Raw genomic sequence first — 20,560 nt, forward strand, 5'->3', positions numbered from 1 at the left:
CACTCGTCCGGCGACAACGGACGCATCACAGACGTTGTATTGGCCTGACCTCTGGTCGGCCCGAAGCGGTGAGCAAGTTCGCCGCAACGCAGGTCCCAGGTGCGCCGGGACGTCCGTGTCATGGGGCTGTGAGGCCGTCGATCGCCACGGGAAGGTGGCGGGGGCCGCGCAGGACGGGGTTGGCGCGGTAGGGTGGCGGGTCCGCCAGGAGCCGTGGGTTCTTCAGCCGGCGGAAGAGTTCGGGCAGGGCGAGCTGCGCCTCCATCCGGGCCAGCGGGGCGCCGAAGCAGTAGTGAATGCCGGTGTAGAACCCCAAGTGCTGGTTGTCCGCGCGGTCGGGATCGAACCGGTCGGGATCCTCGAAGCGTTTCGGGTCGCGGTTGGCCGAGGCCAGCATCAGCCGGACAGGCGCGCCCTTGGGAATGGTGGTACCGGCGATGTCGATGTCTGCCAGGGCGGTGGTGAACGGTATGAACTGGACCGGCGGCTCGTACCGCAGCACCTCCTCGACGAGCGGGACGACAAGCTCCGGGTCCTCCCGGAACCGCTCGAGGACCTCGGGGTGGCGCAGCAGCGTGAGCGTCGCGTTGCTGATCAGATTGACGGTGGTCTCGTGGCCCGCGATCAGGAGAAGAATCGCGGTGGACACCAGCTCCGTCGTCGACATGCTGCCGCCGGGGCCCGTTTCGCGGGCGAGGGGACCGAGGATCCCGCTGCCGTTGCGGCGGCGCTTGGTGTCGATCAGGCCGGAGAGGTAGACGCCCAGCTCGCGGCGTGCCTGCTGGGCTCTTTCCGCGCCTCTTTGCCCGCCACTGGGATCGAGCCCCGACGCGACGGTGTCGGCCCAGCCGTGGAAGCGTTGTTCGTCTTCGCGCGGCACGCCCAGGACCTTGCAGATGGCCGTGACGGGGAGCGGGTAGGCGAAGTCGTCGACCACGTCGATCTCGTCCTTGCCTTCGAGCCCGTCGAACAGCTCGGCCACGACCCTGGCGAGCTCTTCACGCAGGTCGTGGAGGAACCTGGGGCTGTGCGGCGGCCCGAACGGCCGCATCGCCGCATTGCGCAGCCGGTCGTGTCCGGGCGGGTCCTGAAACAGGAAGCTCGGCGGCAGGTTCGTGTCCTCCTCGGACATGGCGGGGCCGTCGGCGCCGGGGGTGCGGTTGCGCGGGTCGTTGCTCAGCCGCGGGTCGCTGGCCAGGCTCCGCACCTCGTAATAGGCGCTGACCAGGTATGTTCCATCGTCCTGACGGCTGACCGGCGAGGCGCGCAGTGCTGCGTAGAGCGGGTACGGGTCGGCGCGACTCGCGTAGTCGGTGATCTGCGCGAACAGGGTGCCGAGAGTCATGGTGTCTCCTGAGGGCCGACGGTCCGGAAAGAGGGTCAGGCGCGCGCCGGGACGAAATGGACACGCCGCTCGGTCGGTGAGTGGCCGGTCAGGGTGACGGTCGGTTCGTGGGTGGGCAGGTGGGGGTCCGGGAACGCCGGATCGACCGGCTGCACAGCGCCGGCACGGCTGTTCACCACCGGGTAGTCCGGCGGGAACGACGCTCCGGTCTCGATCTGCTGCCGGTAGTGCCCCAGCCACTTGCCCGCGTCGAAGGAAGCCGCGGCGATGACCCGGCCGCGATATCCGTACACCGCGACGAACCGCTCCTCGGCGAGTGCCCCCTGCGCCACGACCAGTTGATCGCCCAGCGTCGGCACACCCACCGACTTGATGTTGACGCCGAACTGAACCGACCAGAACATCGGCACCCACAGGTGCGGGCGGCGCTCGGGACCCGGGCTGATCATGTTGTGAGCGGCGATCCGGGCCTGTTCGACCGCGTTGCCCCAGTGCTCCAGCGACAGGAACTGGTAGCCGAACAGCGGGTGCGGGCTGCGGGCGACATCGCCCGCGGCATAGATGTCGTCGGTCACGATGCCATTGACGTCGAACACCCGGCATCCCGCGTCGCAGGCGATTCCCCTGGGGCCGGCGGCCACTCCGGAGCCGGCGAGCCATTCGGTGTTCCGGATGGCGCCGAGACAGACCACCGCCACGTCGAGGTCGATCACCGATCCGTCGGACAGGTGGGCACGCCGGAGCCGTCCGGCCTGGTCGCCCTCCAGCGCGGTGATACTGACTCCGCAGCGCAGGTCCACTCCGCTATCCCGCTGCAGCCGGGCCGCCACCGCCGCGAGCACCCCGCCGAGGGCGCCGACCAGCGGTGCCGGGCCGCGTTCGGCGACCGTCACCTCCAGGCCGCGCTCCCGGCAGACGGAGGCGATCTCGGAGCCCGTGAAACCGGCGCCGATCACCAGCGTCCGACGGGGGCCGGAGGCGAGTTTCCGGTACAGCCGAGCGGAGTCGTCGCGGGTACGCAGCACGAAAACCCCGTCCAGCGCCGCCTGGTCCGGGTGGAACCAGGGCCGGGCCTTAGTACCGGTGGTGATCAGCAGGCGGTCGTAGGGCACGGTGTCGCCGTCGGCCAGGATTACCTGCTTGGCGGTTCGGTCCAAGCCCGCGGCGGCCAGACCCAGACGCCATTCGGCGTCGACGTCACGCCTGCGCGGCAGCGCGGTGGCCTCGGCGTCCTCCAGCCCCAGCAGCACCTGCTTGGACAGCGGGGGCCGGTCGTACGGCTCGTACGGCTCGTCGCCGATCAAGGTGAGCGACCCGGTGAACCCCCGGTCGCGGAGGACCTCCGCCGCGCGCAGTCCGGCCAGCGAGGCGCCGACGACGACGATGCGCCCCTCCCGCCGGAGGGCCTCGGCACCGGTGTCAGCCGACACGGCCCTCCACCCCCTTTGTCGGCTCGTCGGAGAAGTCGGCGAGGATGGCCTGGACCGGGCAGGCAGCCACGGCTTGTTCCACCTGGTCACGCAGTGCCTCGTCGAAGCGTGAGGTGTAGAGCAGCGCCTCATCGCCGTGCAGCGTGAAGACGTCCGGGGCGAGGAAGGCGCACTGCGCGAATCCCTCACACCGGTTGAGATCGACGACAAGCCTCATCTGGAACCCGCTCCCTACTCGAGCCGCGAAATCCGCAGTCACGCAGCCCTGTGCGTTCGGTTCACTCGAATGGTCGGCATGCCTCCTGTACAGCATCAGCTCGGCGGGAGGGCCACGCAACGCGGCTTCACCGCGAACGGGCGCGCAGTCGCACCGCTTCCAGGAGGAATGCGAAGTCTGCGCACCCCGGGCAGTCTGGAGGGGGGCGCGTGGCATGTCCTCAAGTCGCGCGGTCGGCAGTGGCGACGTCACCGCTGACGCCCGGCACCTCGGGAAGAGGCGCCATGAACGAACTACCGCTGATCGAAGACCACGGACTCAACGGTGACCTGCACACGACCGCGCTGGTGTCCACCGGGGGAACGATCGCCTGGTTCTGCAGCCCGCGATTCGACTCGCCGAGCTTCTTCGCAGCATTGCTCGACGGTGACGGCGGCGGTCACTGGACGATCACTCCCCAGGCGCTGACGTATGCGACCAAGCAGTTCTACTACCCGGACACCGGTGTGCTGCTCACCGGATTCATGACCGAGCAAGGCGTCGGCTCGGTCGTGGATTTCATGCCTCCCGCCTTGCCACACAGTCCAAGGAACCAGCACCGGCTGGTCCGCATGCTGCGCTGCACGCGTGGCGAGATCTCGTTCGACATCGAGATCGCCCCGCGGTTGGACTACGCACGGCAACCGCATGAGGTCACGTCGTCCATGGGCGGCTGGCATTTCGCCGGCCGAGGCAGCCAGCGGCACGTCGACGAGAAGACGTTCGACTCCGTTGTCGATCCGCTCTCCATGGTCGGCCCCGGTGTTTCCGGCACCTGACGCAGAGGCTCTGACACGGGGTCCCGCCTGACTTGCCGACAGAACTCGTGCGCTGCCGGCGGCGGGACGCCGGGTGATCACGTACGACCGGGGGGTTCGGGCGCTCAAATCACATCCTGCCGATCGAGGCCACAGGTGCCCGCCCCCGCGAAATGATCAAAGGAGCCCAGTACGTCACCTGTTGAAGGCGCGGGACACGGCCTGTGCTGGACGCACGCCGAGGAAGTCAACGAGCATCTGCTCAAGTTCCTGGCCTGAGAACTCTCATGTCGCTGCCTGTGCCTCGGTGGGGGGGCAGCCGAGCGGCTCGTACTGACGGGTAGACGCCCGCGACGAGCGCGCCCCGCGAGGCCGCCGAGACCTGACAGGACGGGGTGGTGTCGGTCGCGACCGTCGCGGTCGCCGCGGGTCTCGTCCCCTCTGCCGGAGCGTGAACTCGGGAAGTCGGGCGACTGGCCCGGAAGGCTTGTGAAGCGCCGAGACCGGGCCGCCGCGCGTACCTCGTCCTACGCCCCCGGAAAACGCGACGGCCGGGTCTGCCCGACAGAATTTCATCCGAAGACGATGACCTGGCGTCCGACGACGTCTCCGCGCCCCAGAGCGTCAAGGTTCTCGTTAATGTCCTCCAGCGCGACCTTGGTCACGTTGTGCCTGACGAGGCCAGCCTCGGCGAGCGAGAGGACCTCGACGAGGTCCAGGTGGTTGCCCCAGAACGAGCCGAGGTAGGACAGCTCGGTGCCCACGAACGGGAACTGCCGGTGCTCGACACGCTGGCTCATCAGGCCGACGGCCGCCAGCACCCCCTCGGGGCCCAGCAGGTCGAAGCCCATGGAGACCGAGGACTCGCTGCCGACGCAGTCCAGGATGGCGTCGATCGTCCGGCGGCCGGTGAGCCTCTCCAGCTCGTCCTGAACGGCCTCCGTGGACTTGTTGCGCACGTTGATCCCGTGGTCCGCGCCGTTGTCCTGCGCCACGTCCAGCTTGCTGTCGGTGCGCGCGAGCGCCACCACGGTCGCACCGCCGCCGAGCAGTTTCGCGTACTGGATCGCGTAGCTGCCGAGACCGCCGATGCCCGTGACCGCGACGGTCCGGCCGGGGCCGAGCTTGCCCGTGTCCCGGAGCTTGCGCATCCCCCGGTACGGGGTCATCCCCGCGTCGGTCATCGGGGCCAGGAGCTCCGGCGCCCGCGCCGCCTCCCCCGAGACCGGGATCGCGTGGCGGCACTCCACGGCCATGTACTCGGCGAAACCGCCCGGCGGGCCGAACCCTACCCACCGGCCGTCACCGCTGCACAGCTGTTCGTTGCCCTCCCGGCACTGCCGGCACGTGCCGTCCCCCCAGCTGGGGTTTACCACGACCATGTCGCCCTCCGAGTAGCCCACCGTCGGTGGCACCTCGGCGCCGAGTCCCGCCACCCGGCCCGTGACCTCGTGGCCTGGGATGTAGGGCAGGTCCACCGGGAACGGCCCCTCGAAGTAGCCGTTCAGGAGCTGGTAGTCGCTACGGCACATGCCGGTCGCGGCGACTTTCAGGAGTATCTCTTCCGGCCCGGGCTCGGGCACCGGAACCTCTTCGATCCGAAGGGCTTCCTTGTATCCGTGCATCCGGGCCGCCCGCATCTGCGTCATGGGCGTCTCACTCTCGCCGACCAGCGGAAAAGCGGCTCGGCGCGTGCGACACGGACAGGAAACGGGTCCCGGCGCCGGGTCACCGCGGCCGCCGCTTCGGACTTCACCATGGTTGCGCAGCTGCGGTTGCGATGCATCCCATGTGGTGCCGGGTGATCAGCAGCCGGTGGGTTGGTAGCCGGCCTTCGCGGTGAGTACCGGCTGTGCACGGCGCTCATGTAGGCCATGGCCGCCGCCGAGGCCGAGCCGCTCAGGCGTCTTTGACTGGAGAGGGTAGTCCCGCAGGCATCGTTTGCGCAGATCAGCGCCGGGCAGACGCACGAGAGCGCGAGGCCGGCGGATACTCGGCCTCGCGTTCTGGGTCGGTGATGGGCCACTCAGCTTGAAGTCAGCGCCACACGGGCTCGATCAAGCACCCGTCGTTGCTTCGCTCCTCCGGGCGGGCGCGGGCGGCCGCCCGCAGCGGCCAAGAGGCAGGCACACGGAGCATGAGGTCAGAACACGTGGTGGCTGGGGCGGTTGCTCCGCGACTTGAGCCAGCCGCTTTGGCGCGAGCCTCGAAGATCATGGCACCAACGTCGTGCTTTACCGGACAGGTCCACAGACTGCCCGACCCGCCGGAAGTCTACGGGACCATGATCACTCGCGCCGAAGCAGCTCCCGGCCAATGTCACTACGCCAACCGTGTGCCTCACGGACCGCCGCATGATGAACCGCAGCGCGGCCGAACGATGCCGAACCCCTGGGCACCCACCCGACGCGATAGCCGGCTTACTCACCTGCCTGCGTACGCCCCGACAAGCCGAAACGGCCCGGCGGCCCCGAACCGCCGGGCCGCCGGACCGCCATGAGGGATCAAGATCCGAAGGTGACGATGTACACGGGGCTGTTGGAGCTGCCCTCGTTGTGCACTACCGGACAGGACGTCTTCTGCTCGGTGTCGTTGGTCTTGACCTGAACCCCGCAGAAGGGGGAATCGTCCCAGTTCAGCGTGTTGATGTTGCTGAGTACGGGGATGTTGTCCCCGCCGTTGTCCTGGGGGGCAGCGCTGGCCACCCCGACACCGGCGAAGAGAATCCCGCAGGTGGCCGCGGCCACCGCTGCAATCTTCTGGACGGTCCTCATGTGTTCTCCTCCGCTGCTGTGCCCCGGATCGGGCAGATACCTGGAGAACGATGCGCAAAAAGGATCAGAGCGTAACGTCATTCACCTTCTGATCACTCCTACGGCCGTACAAATCGCGAAGTTGCTGGACGAACTAAGCGGATAATAGGCCTCGTTGTCCGTCGCGCCTAGCGTGACGCTGTTCGAGCGCGAGGTTTGCCGTCCACACGCACGCCCATCAGCACGAGCACGCACGACTTCGCCTCGCGCAGGCGCATGCGCAGATGGATACCGTCGGCCCAGACGTATACGTAGTCGCTGCCGGACAGATCGCGCTTGCTGAACGCGGCGTGGTCAGCCTGCCACTGCGTGGTAAGCCGGGTGATGGTGGCCGGGGACAGGCCGGCCGCTGAGCCCAGGAACTGCTCGAGTGCGGACACGAAGTCCCCGGAGGACAGCCCATGCAGATAGAACGGGGGCAGCACCTCGCTGATCTTCGGGGACTTGCGGCACCACGGCGGCAGGATCGCCGAGGAGAACCGCTTGCGCTCGCCGGTCGCCTCGTCGATGCGCTCGTCGTTCACCCGCGGGGCCTCCACCTCGACCACTCCGGCCGCGGTCATGACCTCCCTCGCCTGGTGACAGCCGTTGCGGACCACCAGGCGGCGCCCGCGCTCGTCGCGCTCATCGGCCAACTCGGCCATGTAGGAATTGACTTCAGCTCCCAGGGCGGCGGCCAGCATCCGCCTCGCACCTCGCGGACGATGTCGTCGATCAGGGAGCCGGTCTCGGTCCCTCCATCGGCATTCACTACGCTCAGCACGGGCGTGCCTTCCCGACCGACGGTGCAACGTCGGCCTACTCGATGACCAGAAGTCGATCATTCGGGAAGGTACGCCCATCGCGTCCGCCCCACGTCGATCCACAGGTCATGAGCATTGCTCGATTTCGGAGCGCGACGGGCTGTTGAAGGACTGATCCGTCCTTTCCGTCTTCACTCCTCCCGGGCACTGGGGTCCGGGTGGAAACTGGCTTCGAGGGCGAGCAGGTGCTGGAGGGCGGGAGCGAGCCACGCGGTGTCCCACCGGTGGGCTGCCGGGGCGTCCCGGTAGGCGTCGTGGGGGATGTCGAGCGCTTCGAGGAGTTGGCGGCCAGCGGTCCAGTCGGCTTCCAGGGTGCCGATGCCCCCGAGCGCGATGCGGCGGGCCCCTTGGAGGGCTTGGGCATGGCGGCGGAGGTTCTGCCGTACCTCGTACTCATCGAGCCGTGCGGTGCTGCCGGCGACCTCCACGAGTTGCGGGTGCGGCGGCCGGTCGCTGAGCAGTGCGGCATCCCAGACGCTGGCGACGGCGAAGAGGTCGGGGTGACGGGTCAGCAGGTTGAGGGCGGCGAAGCCTCGTTTGCTGAATCCCAGCAGGTGCACTGGAGGCCAGGCCTGCGTGCCGAGCATGGCCAGGACGACCGGTGGGACCACGCGGACGAGGCTGCCTGGTTGAGGAGAGCCACCAGCGAGCTGGTTTCCTCACCCAGAGCCCTGGTGTGTTGGCGGCCAGTTGCAGAAGGCCGTTGACAGCCCGGGAAGTCGGACGGGTAGATCAAGATCTTCGGTTCCTACCGCCGGTGCGCGGCCCGTATGCGCAGGAGATTATGGTCGGCAGCCGCCCGCCTGGCTGGTTCATACCCTAATGACCAGCCGACTTGATCGGTCACGTCTGATTCTTCTGCGCCTCAACCTGCTCATCCTGCTCGTGGTGGCGTTCCTGCCGTTCCCTACCCGGCTCGTCACCGACGCCCTGCACACGGGTAAAGGCGAGGGCGTGGCTGTCACGGTCCACGGGCTGGCACTCCTGGCCATCCGCCTCCTGGGAGCCGCTTTGGACGCGTACGGACGGCGTGAGCACCTCTATTCGCCGCAGGCAGAGAGGGGGGAAGCACCGAGCACGCAACGGTGGTTTTTGTGCCCCGGCGGTACTGAGCCCCGGGCAGCGGGGTGGCGGCCCGGGGCTGGGGAGTACCTGTCTTCGCTGGCCCGGGAAACTCGTAAGGAGGGCGCCGACACGGTCCGCCGGGAGGATGTTGCCAATCAGTTTGGGCAGGCGTGGTCGTCTGGATGGTCACGGTGGTCGTGGCCTTTGGGGCGCTGTGCCAGGGTTTGGGCGCGTGTGGTGACCTCGTCTGTGGACACGGCGGACAGGCCGGCGAGTACGTCTTCCAGAGCGGCCAGCCAGAGCCGGTAGTAGTTGTAGGGCTCGTCCTGGGCCGCTTCGGCTTCCCAGGCGGCGATCCGGGCGATCAGTGCGGCCTGGAATTCCGGCCAGGTGAACGTGCCTGCCTCGTACAGGCTGACGGCCACGCCGAAGGCGCGGCTCTCCCACGGCTCGGCGAACACCAACTCGCCGTTGAAGCGGGGTGGTGCGGCCGGGCCCTCGATGTCCAGCGGCGCGGTCATGGTGCCGCCACCTTGGCCACGCCGACCATCGTGTCCCGGGTCACCAGCGGCACGAGCTCTTCCTCGGGCAGGTGCTCCGTGCCGGGCGGACGCTCGGGCAGCACCAGCCAGCGGACCTCGCTGGTGGAGTCGTAAACGGTGATCTGTACGTCGTCGTTGAGGTCGAGTCCCATCCCTGATCTTGCGTGGGTATCCCCGGCTTCAGCCGGGGAGGGAAACGCATCCTCGATCGGAGGCGCGTAGCGCTGGAGTTCGCTGCCCGTCTTCGGTGACGGTCAGGTGGGCCGCTTCTGGCCCTCGATGTACTGACGGACGACGCTGAGTGGTGCGCCGCCGCACGATCCGGCGAAGTAGGAGCGGGACCAGAACACGGAGCCCAACCCGATGCGGTTGATGCGGCCGGTGTACTCGGCGCGCAGATAGCGGGAGCTGACTCCTTTCAAGCTGTTGATCAGCTTCGACAGGGCGATCTTCGGCGGGTAGTGCACGAGCAGGTGGACGTGATCGGCCTCCCCGTTGAACTCCCGTAGTTCGGTCTCGAAGCTGCCGCACACCTCCCGCATGATCTCCTCGCATCGCTTCAGCATGTCGTCATCGAAGACGTCTTTGCGGTACTTGGTGACAAACACCAAGTGTGCGTGGAGGTTGAAGGTGACGTGGCGGCCGGTGCGAATATCGGGTTTTGGTTCCCAGCGCGGTGACATACACCAAGGCTAGTATGGTTACGCGAACCGACTCGGAAGGGGGTGGGCCGAGTGATCCGTGCGTACAAGTTCCTCATGCGGCCCACCGTGGGCCAGGCGGCAGCGCTCGGCGAAATGCTGCGCGATCACTGCTCGCTCTACAACGGGGCGTTGCAGGAACGCCGCGACGCCCACCGGCATACCTCGAAGATTTCGATCAAGTACGGGCAGCAGTCCGCGCAGCTCAAGGAGATCCGCGCCTTCGACCCCGAGCGGCAAGGCCGCTGGTCCTTCTCCAGCCAGCAGGCGACCTTGCGTCGGCTGGACAAGGCGTTCGCCGCGTTCTTCCGGCGCATGAAGGCCGGCAAGAAGCCGGGCTATCCCAGGTTCCGGGGTGTCAACTGGTTCGACACGGTGGACTTCCCCAAGGACGGTGACGGCTGCCGCTGGGACTCCACGCCGCACGACCCCGTCACCCGCGTGCGCCTCCAAGGCGTCGGGCACGTCAAGGTCAACCAGCACCGGCCCGTGGTCGGCAAGGTCAAGACCGTCAGCGTCAAGCGTGAAGGCCGACGCTGGTACGTCATCCTGACCGCCGAGCAGGCCGAGCCCGAGCCGCTTCCCGTGACCGGCAGCGTGGTCGGCATCGACATGGGCATAGCCAACTTCCTCGCCGACTCAGGCGGCGAGTTCGTTCCCAACCCGCGTCACGGCCGCAACGCCGCCGCCAAGCTCGAAGCCGCACAGCAGGCCCTCTCCCGCTTCCCCCGCGTGCGCCGCGACAAGCGCACCAAGAACCACCAGCGGGCCGTCCAGAAAGTTGCCGACCTTCACCGCAAGGTGCGCCGCCAGCGTCTCGACCACGCTCACAAGACCGCTCTTGACCTCGTGCGTCAGCATGACTTCATCGCGCACGAAGACCTCAAGATCCGCAACATGGTCAAGGCCCCCACCCCCACGCCCGCCCCCGAGACGCCGGGCACCTTCCTACCCAACGGCGCGGCGGCCAAGGCCGGACTCAACCACTCGATCTCAGATGCCGGATGGGGGGTGTTCCTGACGATCCTGCACGCCAAGGCTGAAAGCGCCGGACGAGAAGTGATCGCCGTGGACCCCCGCAACACCTCCCGAACCTGCCCCGAATGCGGGCACGTCTCAGCGGAGAACCGGCCCACCCAGGAGAAGTTCCACTGCGTCTCGTGCGGCCACAGTACGCACGCGGACACCGTGGGCGCTCTGAACGTTCTACGGGCCGGGCTGGTCCGTCGCGACGCCAACCCCGGCATAGCGAGAAGCCCCCACCTTTAGGTGGGGGAGGAGTCACTTCGGACAGCACCGTGCGGGGCTCCTTGACTATCCGCGAGCGGTAGGCGGGGTCTTTGTACCAGCTCGGCGGCAGGCCGAGCACCGGCCACGGGTAGCAGGAGCACAGCGTGCACACCACTACGTGGTGGGTGGTCGCGGTGTTCTCTACGACCACGATGTGCTCGCCTTGCGTCCCCGAGAAGCCCAACTCCTTGATGGCGGCGGTGCCGTCGTCGAGTAGGCGCTGCCGGTAGTCGGGTCGGTCCATGCCTTGGCGACGACCTTGGCGCCGTTGAGCGGGCCCGCGTTGGTCTCGTAGTCGGTGATGATCCGGTCCATCACCTTCGGGTCGATCAGACCCCGCTCGGTGAGTAGTTGCTCGAGGGCCTCGGTGCGCAGGGCCACGGGAGGGGTCTCGTCCGGCCCGCCGGTGGTGGTCACGAGATTGTCTTCGGGTAGCTCTCGTACAGCTCGGCGGTGAGTGCGAAGGGTTCGGCGTCAGCGGCCCCACAGTTCGCGGGAGTCGAATCACACCGAGTAGACGTGCTGCGGGTTCTCGCCCTGGAAGTGGGCGTTGGTGTCCGGCAGCACGGCGGCGGGCTGGATGCGCTCGACAACTCCGGCATGTCCCTGCACGTAGCCCGGCAGCCGGGTGTGCCCGGGCACCGCGAAGCGGGAGCCCGCCCGGAGCCGCACCGGACAACGGTGCGGCAGACGGGAATGGCCCTCCTTTAGGTGGGCGAGGATGTCAAAGCCGAGTTGGAGTAGTCCGAGGTGGAGGTCGGCTCGTACCTCGGAGCGGGTCCGCAGGCGTTTGAACTGGTGGAGCCAGGCGAAGGTCCGCTCGACGACCCACTCGGTCCTGCCCAGGCCGGATCCGTGGACGGTGCCCTTGCGGGCGATCTTCGGCGTGATGCCGCGAGCGCGGAGCAGGCGACGGTACCTGTCGTAGTCGTAGCTGCGGTCGGCGAACAGCCGCCGTGGTCGGTGACGTGGTCGACCCACCAGGCCGCGGATGCGGGGTATCGCGTCCAGCAGGGGCATGAGCTGGGTGACGTCGTGACGGTTTCCGCTGGTCACGGACACCGTGGGGGGTGTTCCGTGCCGGTCGGTGATCAGATGGTGCTTGCTGCCCCGGCGGCCGCGGTCGACCGCGAAGGTCCGGTGTGAGCCCCCCTTTCAAGGCCCGGACGTGTGAGCCGTCGACCGCGGCGTCCTCCATGTCCAACAGTCCGGCCTTGCGGAGTTCCGCGAGGAGGATCTCGTGCAGGCGGGGCCAGACGCCGGCCTCGGTCCAGTTGCGTAGGCGCCGCCAGCACGTCACGCCACTGCAGCCGATCGTCTCGGCCGGCACGACGTCCGCCCAGGTCACACCCGTGCGTAGGACGTAGACAATCCCGCGCAGAGCCGCACGGTCATCCGCCAGCAGCCGACCGGGATACCGCCGGCGCCGCGGCGGGCGAGGAGGGAGCAGTGGGGCGACACGGTCCCACATGTCATCAGGCACAAGATCATCCGAGACGCGCAGAACTCTGCCGCCCACCAGCCCAACTGCCAAGCCCCTGAACCAAAGTCATTCTGAAATGATCAGTTAGCTGCGTGGTCGCGCGCATCATCGCCTTGTTCGCCGTCTGCCTGTTCCACCCGCCCACACATCCAAGGTGTCTAGCGGGGGACTCAAATCCGCAAGCAGCCGCAGACTGGTCTATGCTCCGGTCGTTTATAGAGCTGCTATAGTCTCACTATGGCAAATACGACGATCCAGGTGACGAAGCAGACCCGTGACCACCTCGCCGAACTCGCCGAAGAGCGCGGATTGAGCATCGGCCAGCTCGTCGACGCACTTGCCGCCGCAGAGCCCACCGCAGCGCAGCGGGCCGAGCAGGTGGCGGCCGCTCGCGCACATGCGCGCGAGGTGATCGGCGTCGATATCACCGACGATGAGTTCGCCACTCTCGACGTACTGGGCAACCTGCGGCGGATCGCGGCCGAGAAGCTCCTCGTAATGCCCGGCAGGGACGCCGCGTGATCATTCTCGACACCGGCGCCGTGACCGCACTGGCGACGGGGCACAAGGCGCTCAATGGGCTCGCCGTCAACGTCACCGCCAGCGGTGACCGGCTCCTCGTTCCCGCTCTGTGCCTGGCTCAGGCCGAAGCCGGCCACGTCGGAGCCGCCCGCGCCGTCCTGGGGTACCCGTGCACCGACGTCGAGGTACTGGGGCAGATAGACGCGCCGGCCGTAGGCACCATGTTCCGCGACGGCTACGGCGGCATGGACACCTGCCACGCCCTTTACACCGCACTTCGCCGCACCGGCACTGACGGAATGCCTATCCTCCTGACCGACGACGAAGACCGCTACCCGCCCGGCATCCTCGCCATCGGCATCGACACCCCCGGCATGCTCGGCTTCCACTGAGCCGGCATCTTCCTCCCGGCCGACGTGGTGCAAGGGGGGCAGGGGCCGGTAACCGGCCTCCATCACCGCGGTGACCAGCTGCGGCCAGCGCTCCCTCGGCGGAGATGGCCGGGACGCTGCGGGCCTCGCCGGTGCGGTAGGCGTCCATACACGGGCCGCTACCGGTCTGCGACTGCATCAACTCCACGAACGCCGCGCCTTCGTCGGGTGCGGCCATGGTCCTCAATCTGCCCCGGATCGGCCACGACGGCAAGACGATCCTCGATATCGAAGTCTTGAGCGGGGGCCAGATGTACGCCTACCGCAACCGGACGCGCTTGGAGTATCCGGAGTTCTACATCCGCGTCGGCCCGAACACGATGGTGCCCGCACACCACGCCGGATTCCGGTAGACCCCGACCGTCACAACGTTCTGAGAGGCCAAGCGCCCGGCCGCCCGCGCCGCGCCGCTCCGCCGGCGACGGCGGGCGCCGACCCCTACGGGTCAGCCGCGCCCGTCCCGCAAGAGTCGCGGTCGGTCACCGGCCTACTCTGGTTAGAGGGGGCGGGCCGAGGTGGCGGTGGCCGAGGGTGGTGGACGGGATGTGGTGGTTCAGCGGTGGCTGGGGAGTCTGGATGCTCATCTTCGTGATCATTGGGCTTTTCGTGTTCCTGTACGTCGCGCTGATACTCGGCGCGATCTTCGGTCTCGTCGCTCTGTTGTCGCGTCTGCGCCGCCGCCGGCGTCACCGGCCTGATCTGCCTGCGCCAAGCGGCCCTGGCTGGAGCAGCGGGCGAGCGTGGCGCCGGAACACCTGGCAGCGCTGACCGGCCGGGCGAGGTTCCGCCATCCCGACGGCATGAGACCGCACGCACGGGCGGTGTGGCCCGCTGCCCGCCGGTTTACCGGCCGCGGCGGATGCGTGGCCCTCACGCGTATGCGAGATCGTCCAAGCCTGCCCGGCCTTCCTGCGCGGGCAGCGGTGAGGGCCCGGCGCCGCACAGGGTCAATAGGGCCGGGCGCTCACGGTCGCGCGACGACGCGACGCCGTATTAACGATCACCCGCAGCCCGACGTCACGCTCCCGAACCTGCGAGCGCCCTGATTCTCACAGTTCTCGCGGATCAGCTTCGTGGAGAGCGGGTGGTGGAACTCCCGGCGCGCGTCCGCCACCCGGGCGTGTGCCCGAGCGACGCGGATCCTGGCCTTGTCCCTGTTCTGGCTGCCTTTCTCCTTGCGTGAGAGGGCGCGCTGCGTCTTCAAGCGCTTCTCGGCCGGGCGCAGGAAACGCGGGCTGCGACCTTCGTTCCGTCCGAGAGGACCGCGAAGTGCCCCAGCCCGAGATCGATGCCCAGTTCGGACGTCACCTGCGGCAGCACCTCACACGGGCCGGTCTCCACCACGAAGGATGCGAAGTACCGGCCGGCCGAGTCCTTGACCACGCTCACCGTGGACGGCGTCGAGGGCAGCGTCCGCGACCACTTCACCTTGAGGTCGCCGATCTTCGGCAGGGGCAGCTTCTGCCCGGGGGTGATGGACCAGCGGGCGTTCGCGGTGAAGCGGACGGCCTGCCGGGTGTCCTTGCGAGACTTGTACCGGGGCGCGCCCACGCGCGGGCGCTTGCCCTTCAGGGCGTCGAAGAAGTTCCGGTACGCCGCATCCAGGTCGCGCAGGGCCTGCTGCAGGACGACCGCCGACACCTCGCCGAGCCACGCCCGCTCGGGCGTCTGCTTGGCGTCGGTGATGAGCTGCTTCGAAAGGTCCGCGGTCTTCGGGAACGCCGGCCCCTGGCTGCGGGCGGTCTCCCGGGCCCTGAGAGCGTCGTTGTAGACGACCCGCGCACACCCGAACGCCATACGCTGACCGGTGTTCGGGTACAAGCGGAAGCTGTACCGAAGCTGCACGCGGCCCATGATAGTCCCGCCGAAGGCCGCCGTGACCAGGCTGTGAACTCCTGCAAGGGCGTGCCCTCCCGCAGGCTCCGCCAGGCGTTCCCCGATCTCGGCCGTCACTATTGGTAGGCGCAACGCCCCTTAATCCGGCCCGTACTTCGCCGGGTCGGTCGGCGGCACGCCGCTCAGCATCTTGAAGCAGTACATCGACCAGCAGAACCAGCCGCTCTGAGCTGGGCTGAGGTGAACAGCGCACATCCGTGCCCATAGCTGAGGTCAGAGCAGGCTAAAGATTCGCTTCACCACCGGGCTGAAGCCCGGTGCACTGCGAATAGACCCGGTAGTCGGGCAGCGCCTGCTGCGCCCGGGCGCCCAAGTTGACTCCGACGGCGGTGGTTCCTGCAGGATGAACTTCCAGATCGTGGGGATCCCACTGCTCGATCGGATTGCCGAGCCCTTTATCCCGCACAAGCACGGGATCCGTCTCGTCTGCCGCGGCCCGGCGCAGCTGAAGCAGTTCCCGCGTCTGTTCGCTCGACAGACCCAGCTTGCCGGCCAGCGCCGCCACCGTCGCGGCGGACGGAATACGGCCGCCGTCCTTGAAGGCCTCCTGGAGGGTCGAGCGCGACCGTCCCGTCCGGGCGGCGAGCTGAACTTTGGTCAGCCCCGCGTCGGCCAGCGCGTCGTCCAGCCGCTTGCGCAGCTCGGTGAGCGCCGCCTCACGCTCATCGAATTCCCCGCCCACATGACCACCGACCCTGCGTGTGTTCAACGGTGTTCATCATTTTCCGATCGGAGCACGGCGCACACGGTTTCCGCGACCTTCGGTCACGTCAACGTCCCAACCCCACTACGGGGAGATTGCCGTGAACCGCATTGCCGTCGTCCTGCTCACCGCCGCCCTTGTCGTCGTGTTCGCGCTTCTCGTCGCAGCAGCGGCGGGCACCCTTGCCCGCCTCGACGGTGCCACGTACCCCACAGTCCTCATGCGTGCGGCCACGACTTTCGCCGCCGTCCTCACCCTCGCCGCCGCCGTCACGGGAGCCCTTGCCCAGTTCCTGGGGTGAGTCAGCTCGCCGCACTATGCGTGGCACTCCAGGCTGGCAGACGGCGCCCGGCGTACTGGCTTTGCGCGCCGGGCGCACGGGCCGCGGGCCGGAGCGGCTGCTTCTTCGGCCTCTGCCGATTCGGCAGTGCGGCAGGCCTGCCGGCCCCGATACTCACCACGCGGTGCTGAACAGTGCGTACTCAAGCAGGTCGGGCGAGGTGTCGGACGGCCAGCCGTCGGTGGACGCCGTCTGATGGGCGGCGGCGTGCATGAACGAGAGGGAGACCTGGGTGGGGTGACCAGTCCTGGTCCCTCCAGACTCAGGCGGTGATCGAGCCGTCAAGGTCGTGGCCCACTTCCCGGCTGACCGCTGCGGCCAGGGACCACAAGCGCAGGGCCAGGACGCGGTCGAGGATGAGCGGCTCAGGGCCGTCCGCTAGCCGCACTGTTTTGCCGGCGAAATAGAGAAGCTTGCTGAATCCCCGCACAGCGCGGCGAAGCGGGAACCCGCCCGGAGCCGCACCCGACAACGGTGCGGCAGACGGGAATCGCCCTCCTTCAGATGGGCGAGGATGTCAATCCAGCCGTCACCGTGCCGCCCGCGCGGGAACGCGATGACGACCAGGACCACGAAGGCCAGGACAAGCACCGGCGGGGAAGGGCAAAGGCAGCACTCCGATGACTGAGCCGCTGCCAAGCCGACGGTGAGTGAGGTTCTCTGCGCTCCAAGGCCCCCGAACGCGGCCACCAGGCGCACGAGCACTTCCCTGAGCAGGGAAAATACAGATCATCGAGACTCGAGAAGACCCAGGGCAGGAAAGATACCCACTGCCGAGAAGGCCGTTAAGCTGACACACCCCGCCTCCGCAGTCAACCCTCGAAGGACTTACGGAGCTGACCACTACAGTAAGGTCGTGGCATGGGGGGCAAGGGCCGTGATCGTGCCGGAGATGTCTGTGGCGTCGTGGCCACGCATCTGCCCGCCTACCGGATCGACTCCGTGGTCCACTTGGGGGAGGGTGAGGACAACACCGCCTATGAGGTCAATGGCGAGCTGATCCTACGATTCATCATGGAGCCCGATGCGCAAGTCCGGGCAGCGAAGGTGAACGACGAGGCCGGGTTGCTTGCCGCTGTCGCCAGCATCTCTCCGCTGCCCATCCCCGAGCCGGTCTTCACGGTTGCCGAGCAGGGCTGCCTGGCCTACTTCAAACTTCCCGGTCTGCCGCTGATCGACCTGCCTTTGCCACAACGATCGATTTACGGCACCTCGATCGCCGCCGTGCTCGGCGAACTGCTCACGGCCCTGCACGGCGTTCCGCTCGATCAGATGGCGGAGCTGGTGGACACTGATGACCAGCCGAAGGAACTGTGGCTACGTGAGGCCGCGGAGACCTACGCCGCCCTGGCCTCAAGGGTGCCCAAAGTGCACCGCCCGGCCGTGGAGGCGTTCCTCGACACGCCACCGCCGGCTGACGGACACACACTGGTGTTCTCCCACAACGACCTGGGAATCGAGCACGTTCTCATCGACCCGGTCAGCTGCACAGTAACCGGCGTCATCGACTGGAGCGATGCCGCGATCGTCGATCCGGCCTATGACTTCGGCCTCCTCTACCGCGACCTGGGTCCCGACGCTGCCCGCCTGGCCCTGCACAACTACCCAGCCGGCCAGCGTGAGATCGATGCCCGAGCCGCCTTCTACGCCAGGTGTAGCGTCTTGGAGGACATGGCCTACGGAATTGAAACAGGGCACCATAAATACCTCGACAAGGGCCTTGCCGCCCTGAAATGGCTGTTCCCGACGCAGTCAGAGTGAGCACCCACCAATTGATACTGCACCTTGTGGGCCTGCCTGTCGGTGCGGCGGCTGACGACGGCGCCGACCGCCTCGTTCGCGATGAAGCTGAACTGCGTCAGCACCCCCCTCACGGCGGCCAGTGCAATGACGGTGACGGTCTCGACCGTACCCGGCGGCAGCGCGCTCAGCGCGGCAGCGGCGCCCGCCACCAACAGGGCGCGGGCGAGCGAGGCGAGGAAGGACACGATCGCCGCGCCACTGCGGTCCACCAGGGCGCCCGCGAAGCCGAACGCGGCCACCCGAGGTATCCACTCCAGTGCGAAGGCCAGGCCCGTCAGGGACGCGGAGCCGGTGATGGCCAGCACGACGAGAGGCATGGCGTAAGTCGACATGGAGTAAGCGAGGCCATCGCAGACGCGTGGTGCGTAGATCTGCGGATCGTGTGGCCGTCGTCGGCGATGGCCGACCGGAACCGTTCGAAGTCGTTCACGCCCGTCCTCTCCCCGTCGAACGGCCGATGCGGGACCGCACCTTCTCGTGGGCCAGCCCGACCACCCGGCCGATTCTGCGCAGTCCTCAGCCCCGCCGGGCCGCCGCCGTGGACGCATCGACCGCACTCTCCGCCACATGGCCCAGCTCGTCCCGCAGCCTGGCTCGCCTCGGGCGACAGCCGCACAAGGAGTTCGGCACAGCCCCGCCTGGCTGCCGCGCCCTGTGCCGCTCTGGTCGCCCTGAAGGGTGGAATGCCAGGGGCGGTAAGGCATGCACTGGTGGGAAGCTCCCGGTCGTCGTGCAGGTCATCAGGTCGTGTAGATCGGGCGCAAGCGAGGGCCGGGGGGGCAGACTGGTGGTATGGCTACCGGGTCTATTCGCAGTGCACCGGGCTTCAGCCCGGTGGTGAAGCGAATCTTTAGCCTGCTCTGACCTCAGCTATGGGCACGGATCCGCACTGGTCACCTCGACCAGCGTCACAGCGGCCGATTCTTGCTGCTCGATGTACTGCTTCAGGATGCTGAGTGGCGCGCCGCCGGCCGACCCGGCGAAGTACGGGCCGGATTAAAGGGCGTTGCGTCCGCCAGTTGTGACGGACGAGGTCGGGAAACGCCTGGCGGAGCCTGCGGGAGGGCACGCCCTTGAGGGGAGTTCACCAGCCTGGTCACGGCGTCCTTCGGCGGGAATATCATGGGCCGCGTGCAGCTTCGGTACAGCTTCCGCTTGTACCCGAGTGCCGGTCAGCGTATGGCGTTGGCGAGGGCGTTCGGGTGTGCGCGGGTGGTCTACAACGATGCCCTCAGGGCTCGGGAGACCGCCCGCAGCCAGGGGCTGGCGTTGCCGAAGACCGGGGATCTGTCGAAGACGCTCATCACCGACGCCAAGAAGCGGCCCGAGCGGGCGTGGCTGGGCGAGGTGTCGGCGGTCGTTCTGCAGCAGTCCCTGAGGGACCTGGATGCGGCGTACCGGAACTTCTTCGATGCCCTGAAGGGCAAGCGCCCGCGTATGGGCGCTCCCCGGTACAAGTCCCGCAAGGACAGCCGGCAGGCCGTCCGGTTCACCGCGAACGCCCGCTGGTCCATCACTCCCGGGCAGAAGTTGCGCCTGCCGAAGATCGGCGATCTCAAGGTGAAGTGGTCGCGGACGCTGCCCTCGACGCCGTCCACGGTGAGCGTGGTCAAGGACTCGGCCGGCCGGTACTTCGCGAGCTTCGTCGTCGAGACCGGCTCGGAGGAAATCCTGCCGGAGACGACGCCCGAAGTGGGCATCGACCTCGGGCTCGGGCACTTCGCGGTCCTCTCCGACGGCCGGAAGATCGACAGCCCGCGCTTCCTGCGCCGGGCCGAGAAGCGCCTGAAGAAGGCGCAGCGGGAGCTGTCCCGCAAGGTCAAGGGCTCCAGCAACCGCAACAAGGCCAGGGTCAAGGTCGCCCGCGCGCACGCGCGGGTCGCGGACGCGCGCCGCGAGTTCCACCACCAGCTCTCCACGAAGCTGATCCGCGAAAACCAAGCGGTCGCGGTGGAGGACCTGGCGGTGAAAGGGCTCGCCCGCACACGTCTGGCCAAGTCCGTGCACGACGCCGGATGGTCGGCGTTCGTGGGCATGCTGGAGTACAAGGCCGCCCGGTACGGGCGCACCTTCGTGAAGATCGGCCGGTTCGAGCCGACCTCTCAGGTGTGCTCGCGGTGCGGCGTCAAGGACGGCCCCAAGCCCCTACACGTGCGCGTGTGGGCCTGCGGTGCATGCGGGGCCGTCCTGGACAGGGACATCAACGCGGCGGTCAACGTCGCCAAGGCGGCCGGATTGGTCGTGTCAGCCCGTGGAGCGCAGGTAAGACGGGGACCCGTCCCCGCACAGCGCGGCGAAGCGGGAACCCGCCCGGAGCCGCACCCGACAACGGTGCGGCAGACGGGAATCGCCCTCCTTTAGGTGGGCGAGGATGTCAAG

General features: G+C 68.0%; 23 protein-coding genes and 4 pseudogenes. 9 read left to right on the plus strand and 18 right to left on the minus strand.

Annotated features, from left to right (window positions below; all coding sequences use genetic code 11):
- Nucleotides 1–118: 118 nt before the first annotated feature.
- The 3 genes from ACFQ9Z_RS33765 to ACFQ9Z_RS33775 are packed head-to-tail and all read right to left on the minus strand — an operon-like array spanning nucleotide 119 to nucleotide 2,992.
- The gene (locus ACFQ9Z_RS33765) at nucleotides 119–1,345 is read right to left on the minus strand and encodes a cytochrome P450 (protein ID WP_383028794.1); all 1,227 of its coding nucleotides are present in this window, start codon (nucleotides 1,343–1,345) and stop codon (nucleotides 119–121) included.
- Nucleotides 1,346–1,380: 35 nt separating this feature from the next.
- Complete coding sequence (locus ACFQ9Z_RS33770; RefSeq protein WP_383028798.1) at nucleotides 1,381–2,775, minus strand: NAD(P)/FAD-dependent oxidoreductase; 1,395 nt, start codon at nucleotides 2,773–2,775, stop codon at nucleotides 1,381–1,383.
- Nucleotides 2,765–2,992 carry a ferredoxin gene (locus ACFQ9Z_RS33775; protein ID WP_383028801.1) on the minus strand — a complete coding sequence of 76 codons (228 nt, stop codon included), beginning with the start codon at nucleotides 2,990–2,992 and terminating at the stop codon, nucleotides 2,765–2,767. The genes ACFQ9Z_RS33770 and ACFQ9Z_RS33775 overlap by 11 nt, the downstream gene beginning before the upstream one ends.
- Nucleotides 2,993–3,276: 284 nt before the next feature.
- Between ACFQ9Z_RS33775 and ACFQ9Z_RS33780 the strand changes: the two genes are divergently transcribed.
- Nucleotides 3,277–3,810, plus strand: a complete 534-nt coding sequence (locus tag ACFQ9Z_RS33780) for a trehalase-like domain-containing protein (protein WP_383028804.1) — start codon at nucleotides 3,277–3,279, stop codon at nucleotides 3,808–3,810.
- 551 nt (nucleotides 3,811–4,361) lie between these two features.
- Here the strand turns inward: ACFQ9Z_RS33780 and ACFQ9Z_RS33785 are convergent.
- From ACFQ9Z_RS33785 to tnpA, 8 genes and pseudogenes are all read right to left on the minus strand, one after another.
- Nucleotides 4,362–5,438 (minus strand): NAD(P)-dependent alcohol dehydrogenase, encoded by a 1,077-nt coding sequence (locus ACFQ9Z_RS33785; RefSeq protein ID WP_383028807.1) that lies wholly within the window; start codon nucleotides 5,436–5,438, stop codon nucleotides 4,362–4,364.
- An 855-nt stretch (nucleotides 5,439–6,293) separates the two neighbouring features.
- Nucleotides 6,294–6,563 (minus strand): hypothetical protein, encoded by a 270-nt coding sequence (locus ACFQ9Z_RS33790; RefSeq protein WP_383028812.1) that lies wholly within the window; start codon nucleotides 6,561–6,563, stop codon nucleotides 6,294–6,296.
- Between the two features lie 194 nt (nucleotides 6,564–6,757).
- Nucleotides 6,758–7,365, minus strand: a pseudogene (locus ACFQ9Z_RS33795) (transposase); the annotation flags it as partial.
- Nucleotides 7,366–7,536: 171 nt separating this feature from the next.
- A complete protein-coding gene (locus ACFQ9Z_RS33800; RefSeq protein ID WP_383028817.1) occupies nucleotides 7,537–8,016 on the minus strand; it encodes a hypothetical protein in 480 nt (159 codons plus the stop codon).
- A 232-nt stretch (nucleotides 8,017–8,248) separates the two neighbouring features.
- Nucleotides 8,249–8,377 (minus strand): hypothetical protein, encoded by a 129-nt coding sequence (locus ACFQ9Z_RS33805; protein ID WP_383028820.1) that lies wholly within the window; start codon nucleotides 8,375–8,377, stop codon nucleotides 8,249–8,251.
- Between the two features lie 248 nt (nucleotides 8,378–8,625).
- Nucleotides 8,626–8,991: a nitrile hydratase accessory protein gene (locus ACFQ9Z_RS33810; protein WP_383028824.1), complete on the minus strand. Its 366-nt coding sequence runs from the start codon at nucleotides 8,989–8,991 to the stop codon at nucleotides 8,626–8,628.
- Nucleotides 8,988–9,164 (minus strand): nitrile hydratase subunit alpha, encoded by a 177-nt coding sequence (locus ACFQ9Z_RS33815; RefSeq protein ID WP_383028827.1) that lies wholly within the window; start codon nucleotides 9,162–9,164, stop codon nucleotides 8,988–8,990. The genes ACFQ9Z_RS33810 and ACFQ9Z_RS33815 overlap by 4 nt, the downstream gene beginning before the upstream one ends.
- Nucleotides 9,165–9,266: 102 nt before the next feature.
- Entirely contained in the window at nucleotides 9,267–9,695 is a 429-nt protein-coding gene (tnpA, locus tag ACFQ9Z_RS33820) for an IS200/IS605 family transposase (RefSeq protein ID WP_383028830.1), read from the minus strand.
- A gap of 51 nt (nucleotides 9,696–9,746) precedes the next feature.
- Between tnpA and ACFQ9Z_RS33825 the strand changes: the two genes are divergently transcribed.
- Complete coding sequence (locus ACFQ9Z_RS33825) at nucleotides 9,747–10,982, plus strand: RNA-guided endonuclease InsQ/TnpB family protein (protein ID WP_383028835.1); 1,236 nt, start codon at nucleotides 9,747–9,749, stop codon at nucleotides 10,980–10,982.
- A 73-nt stretch (nucleotides 10,983–11,055) separates the two neighbouring features.
- Here ACFQ9Z_RS33825 and ACFQ9Z_RS33830 read toward each other — a convergent pair.
- From ACFQ9Z_RS33830 to ACFQ9Z_RS33840, 3 genes and pseudogenes are all read right to left on the minus strand, one after another.
- Nucleotides 11,056–11,420, minus strand: a pseudogene (locus ACFQ9Z_RS33830) (nitrile hydratase subunit alpha); the annotation flags it as partial.
- A gap of 87 nt (nucleotides 11,421–11,507) precedes the next feature.
- Nucleotides 11,508–11,675, minus strand: coding sequence for an SH3-like domain-containing protein (locus tag ACFQ9Z_RS33835; protein ID WP_383029014.1), 168 nt, complete (start codon nucleotides 11,673–11,675; stop codon nucleotides 11,508–11,510).
- Nucleotides 11,676–11,720: 45 nt separating this feature from the next.
- A pseudogene (locus ACFQ9Z_RS33840) lies at nucleotides 11,721–12,474 on the minus strand (IS5 family transposase); the annotation flags it as partial.
- A 249-nt stretch (nucleotides 12,475–12,723) separates the two neighbouring features.
- On the opposite strand from ACFQ9Z_RS33840, the gene ACFQ9Z_RS33845 reads away from it, so the two are divergent.
- The 4 genes from ACFQ9Z_RS33845 to ACFQ9Z_RS33860 all read left to right on the plus strand — a co-directional run bounded on the left by ACFQ9Z_RS33845 (nucleotide 12,724) and on the right by ACFQ9Z_RS33860 (nucleotide 14,207).
- Nucleotides 12,724–13,008: a hypothetical protein gene (locus tag ACFQ9Z_RS33845; protein WP_383028838.1), complete on the plus strand. Its 285-nt coding sequence runs from the start codon at nucleotides 12,724–12,726 to the stop codon at nucleotides 13,006–13,008.
- On the plus strand, nucleotides 13,005–13,400 hold the full coding sequence (locus ACFQ9Z_RS33850) for a hypothetical protein (protein WP_383028841.1): 396 nt from the start codon (nucleotides 13,005–13,007) through the stop codon (nucleotides 13,398–13,400). Before ACFQ9Z_RS33845 ends, ACFQ9Z_RS33850 begins: the two co-directional genes overlap by 4 nt.
- Before the next feature lie 215 nt (nucleotides 13,401–13,615).
- Entirely contained in the window at nucleotides 13,616–13,792 is a 177-nt protein-coding gene (locus tag ACFQ9Z_RS33855; protein WP_383028844.1) for a hypothetical protein, read from the plus strand.
- A gap of 223 nt (nucleotides 13,793–14,015) precedes the next feature.
- Nucleotides 14,016–14,207 (plus strand): hypothetical protein, encoded by a 192-nt coding sequence (locus ACFQ9Z_RS33860; RefSeq protein WP_383028849.1) that lies wholly within the window; start codon nucleotides 14,016–14,018, stop codon nucleotides 14,205–14,207.
- A gap of 286 nt (nucleotides 14,208–14,493) precedes the next feature.
- Here the strand turns inward: ACFQ9Z_RS33860 and ACFQ9Z_RS33865 are convergent.
- Together ACFQ9Z_RS33865 and ACFQ9Z_RS33870 are read right to left on the minus strand one after the other, a co-directional pair.
- Nucleotides 14,494–15,284 (minus strand): annotated as a pseudogene (locus ACFQ9Z_RS33865) (RNA-guided endonuclease InsQ/TnpB family protein); the annotation flags it as partial.
- Between the two features lie 274 nt (nucleotides 15,285–15,558).
- Nucleotides 15,559–16,044: a helix-turn-helix domain-containing protein gene (locus ACFQ9Z_RS33870; protein ID WP_383028853.1), complete on the minus strand. Its 486-nt coding sequence runs from the start codon at nucleotides 16,042–16,044 to the stop codon at nucleotides 15,559–15,561.
- A gap of 94 nt (nucleotides 16,045–16,138) precedes the next feature.
- On the opposite strand from ACFQ9Z_RS33870, the gene ACFQ9Z_RS33875 reads away from it, so the two are divergent.
- On the plus strand, nucleotides 16,139–16,339 hold the full coding sequence (locus tag ACFQ9Z_RS33875) for a hypothetical protein (RefSeq protein WP_383028858.1): 201 nt from the start codon (nucleotides 16,139–16,141) through the stop codon (nucleotides 16,337–16,339).
- 417 nt (nucleotides 16,340–16,756) lie between these two features.
- Here the strand turns inward: ACFQ9Z_RS33875 and ACFQ9Z_RS33880 are convergent, their stop codons facing one another.
- Nucleotides 16,757–16,951: a hypothetical protein gene (locus ACFQ9Z_RS33880; RefSeq protein WP_383028863.1), complete on the minus strand. Its 195-nt coding sequence runs from the start codon at nucleotides 16,949–16,951 to the stop codon at nucleotides 16,757–16,759.
- Between the two features lie 288 nt (nucleotides 16,952–17,239).
- Between ACFQ9Z_RS33880 and ACFQ9Z_RS33885 the strand changes: the two genes are divergently transcribed.
- Nucleotides 17,240–18,139: a phosphotransferase family protein gene (locus tag ACFQ9Z_RS33885; protein ID WP_383028866.1), complete on the plus strand. Its 900-nt coding sequence runs from the start codon at nucleotides 17,240–17,242 to the stop codon at nucleotides 18,137–18,139.
- Here ACFQ9Z_RS33885 and ACFQ9Z_RS33890 read toward each other — a convergent pair.
- Entirely contained in the window at nucleotides 18,055–18,513 is a 459-nt protein-coding gene (locus ACFQ9Z_RS33890) for a hypothetical protein (protein WP_383028869.1), read from the minus strand. The genes ACFQ9Z_RS33885 and ACFQ9Z_RS33890 overlap by 85 nt on opposite strands.
- A gap of 799 nt (nucleotides 18,514–19,312) precedes the next feature.
- On the opposite strand from ACFQ9Z_RS33890, the gene ACFQ9Z_RS33895 reads away from it, so the two are divergent.
- A complete protein-coding gene (locus ACFQ9Z_RS33895; RefSeq protein WP_383028874.1) occupies nucleotides 19,313–20,542 on the plus strand; it encodes an RNA-guided endonuclease InsQ/TnpB family protein in 1,230 nt (409 codons plus the stop codon).
- Nucleotides 20,543–20,560 lie beyond the last annotated feature (18 nt).

This window comes from Streptomyces sp. NPDC056580, from assembly GCF_042793175.1.
Lineage (GTDB): Bacteria > Actinomycetota > Actinomycetes > Streptomycetales > Streptomycetaceae > Streptomyces.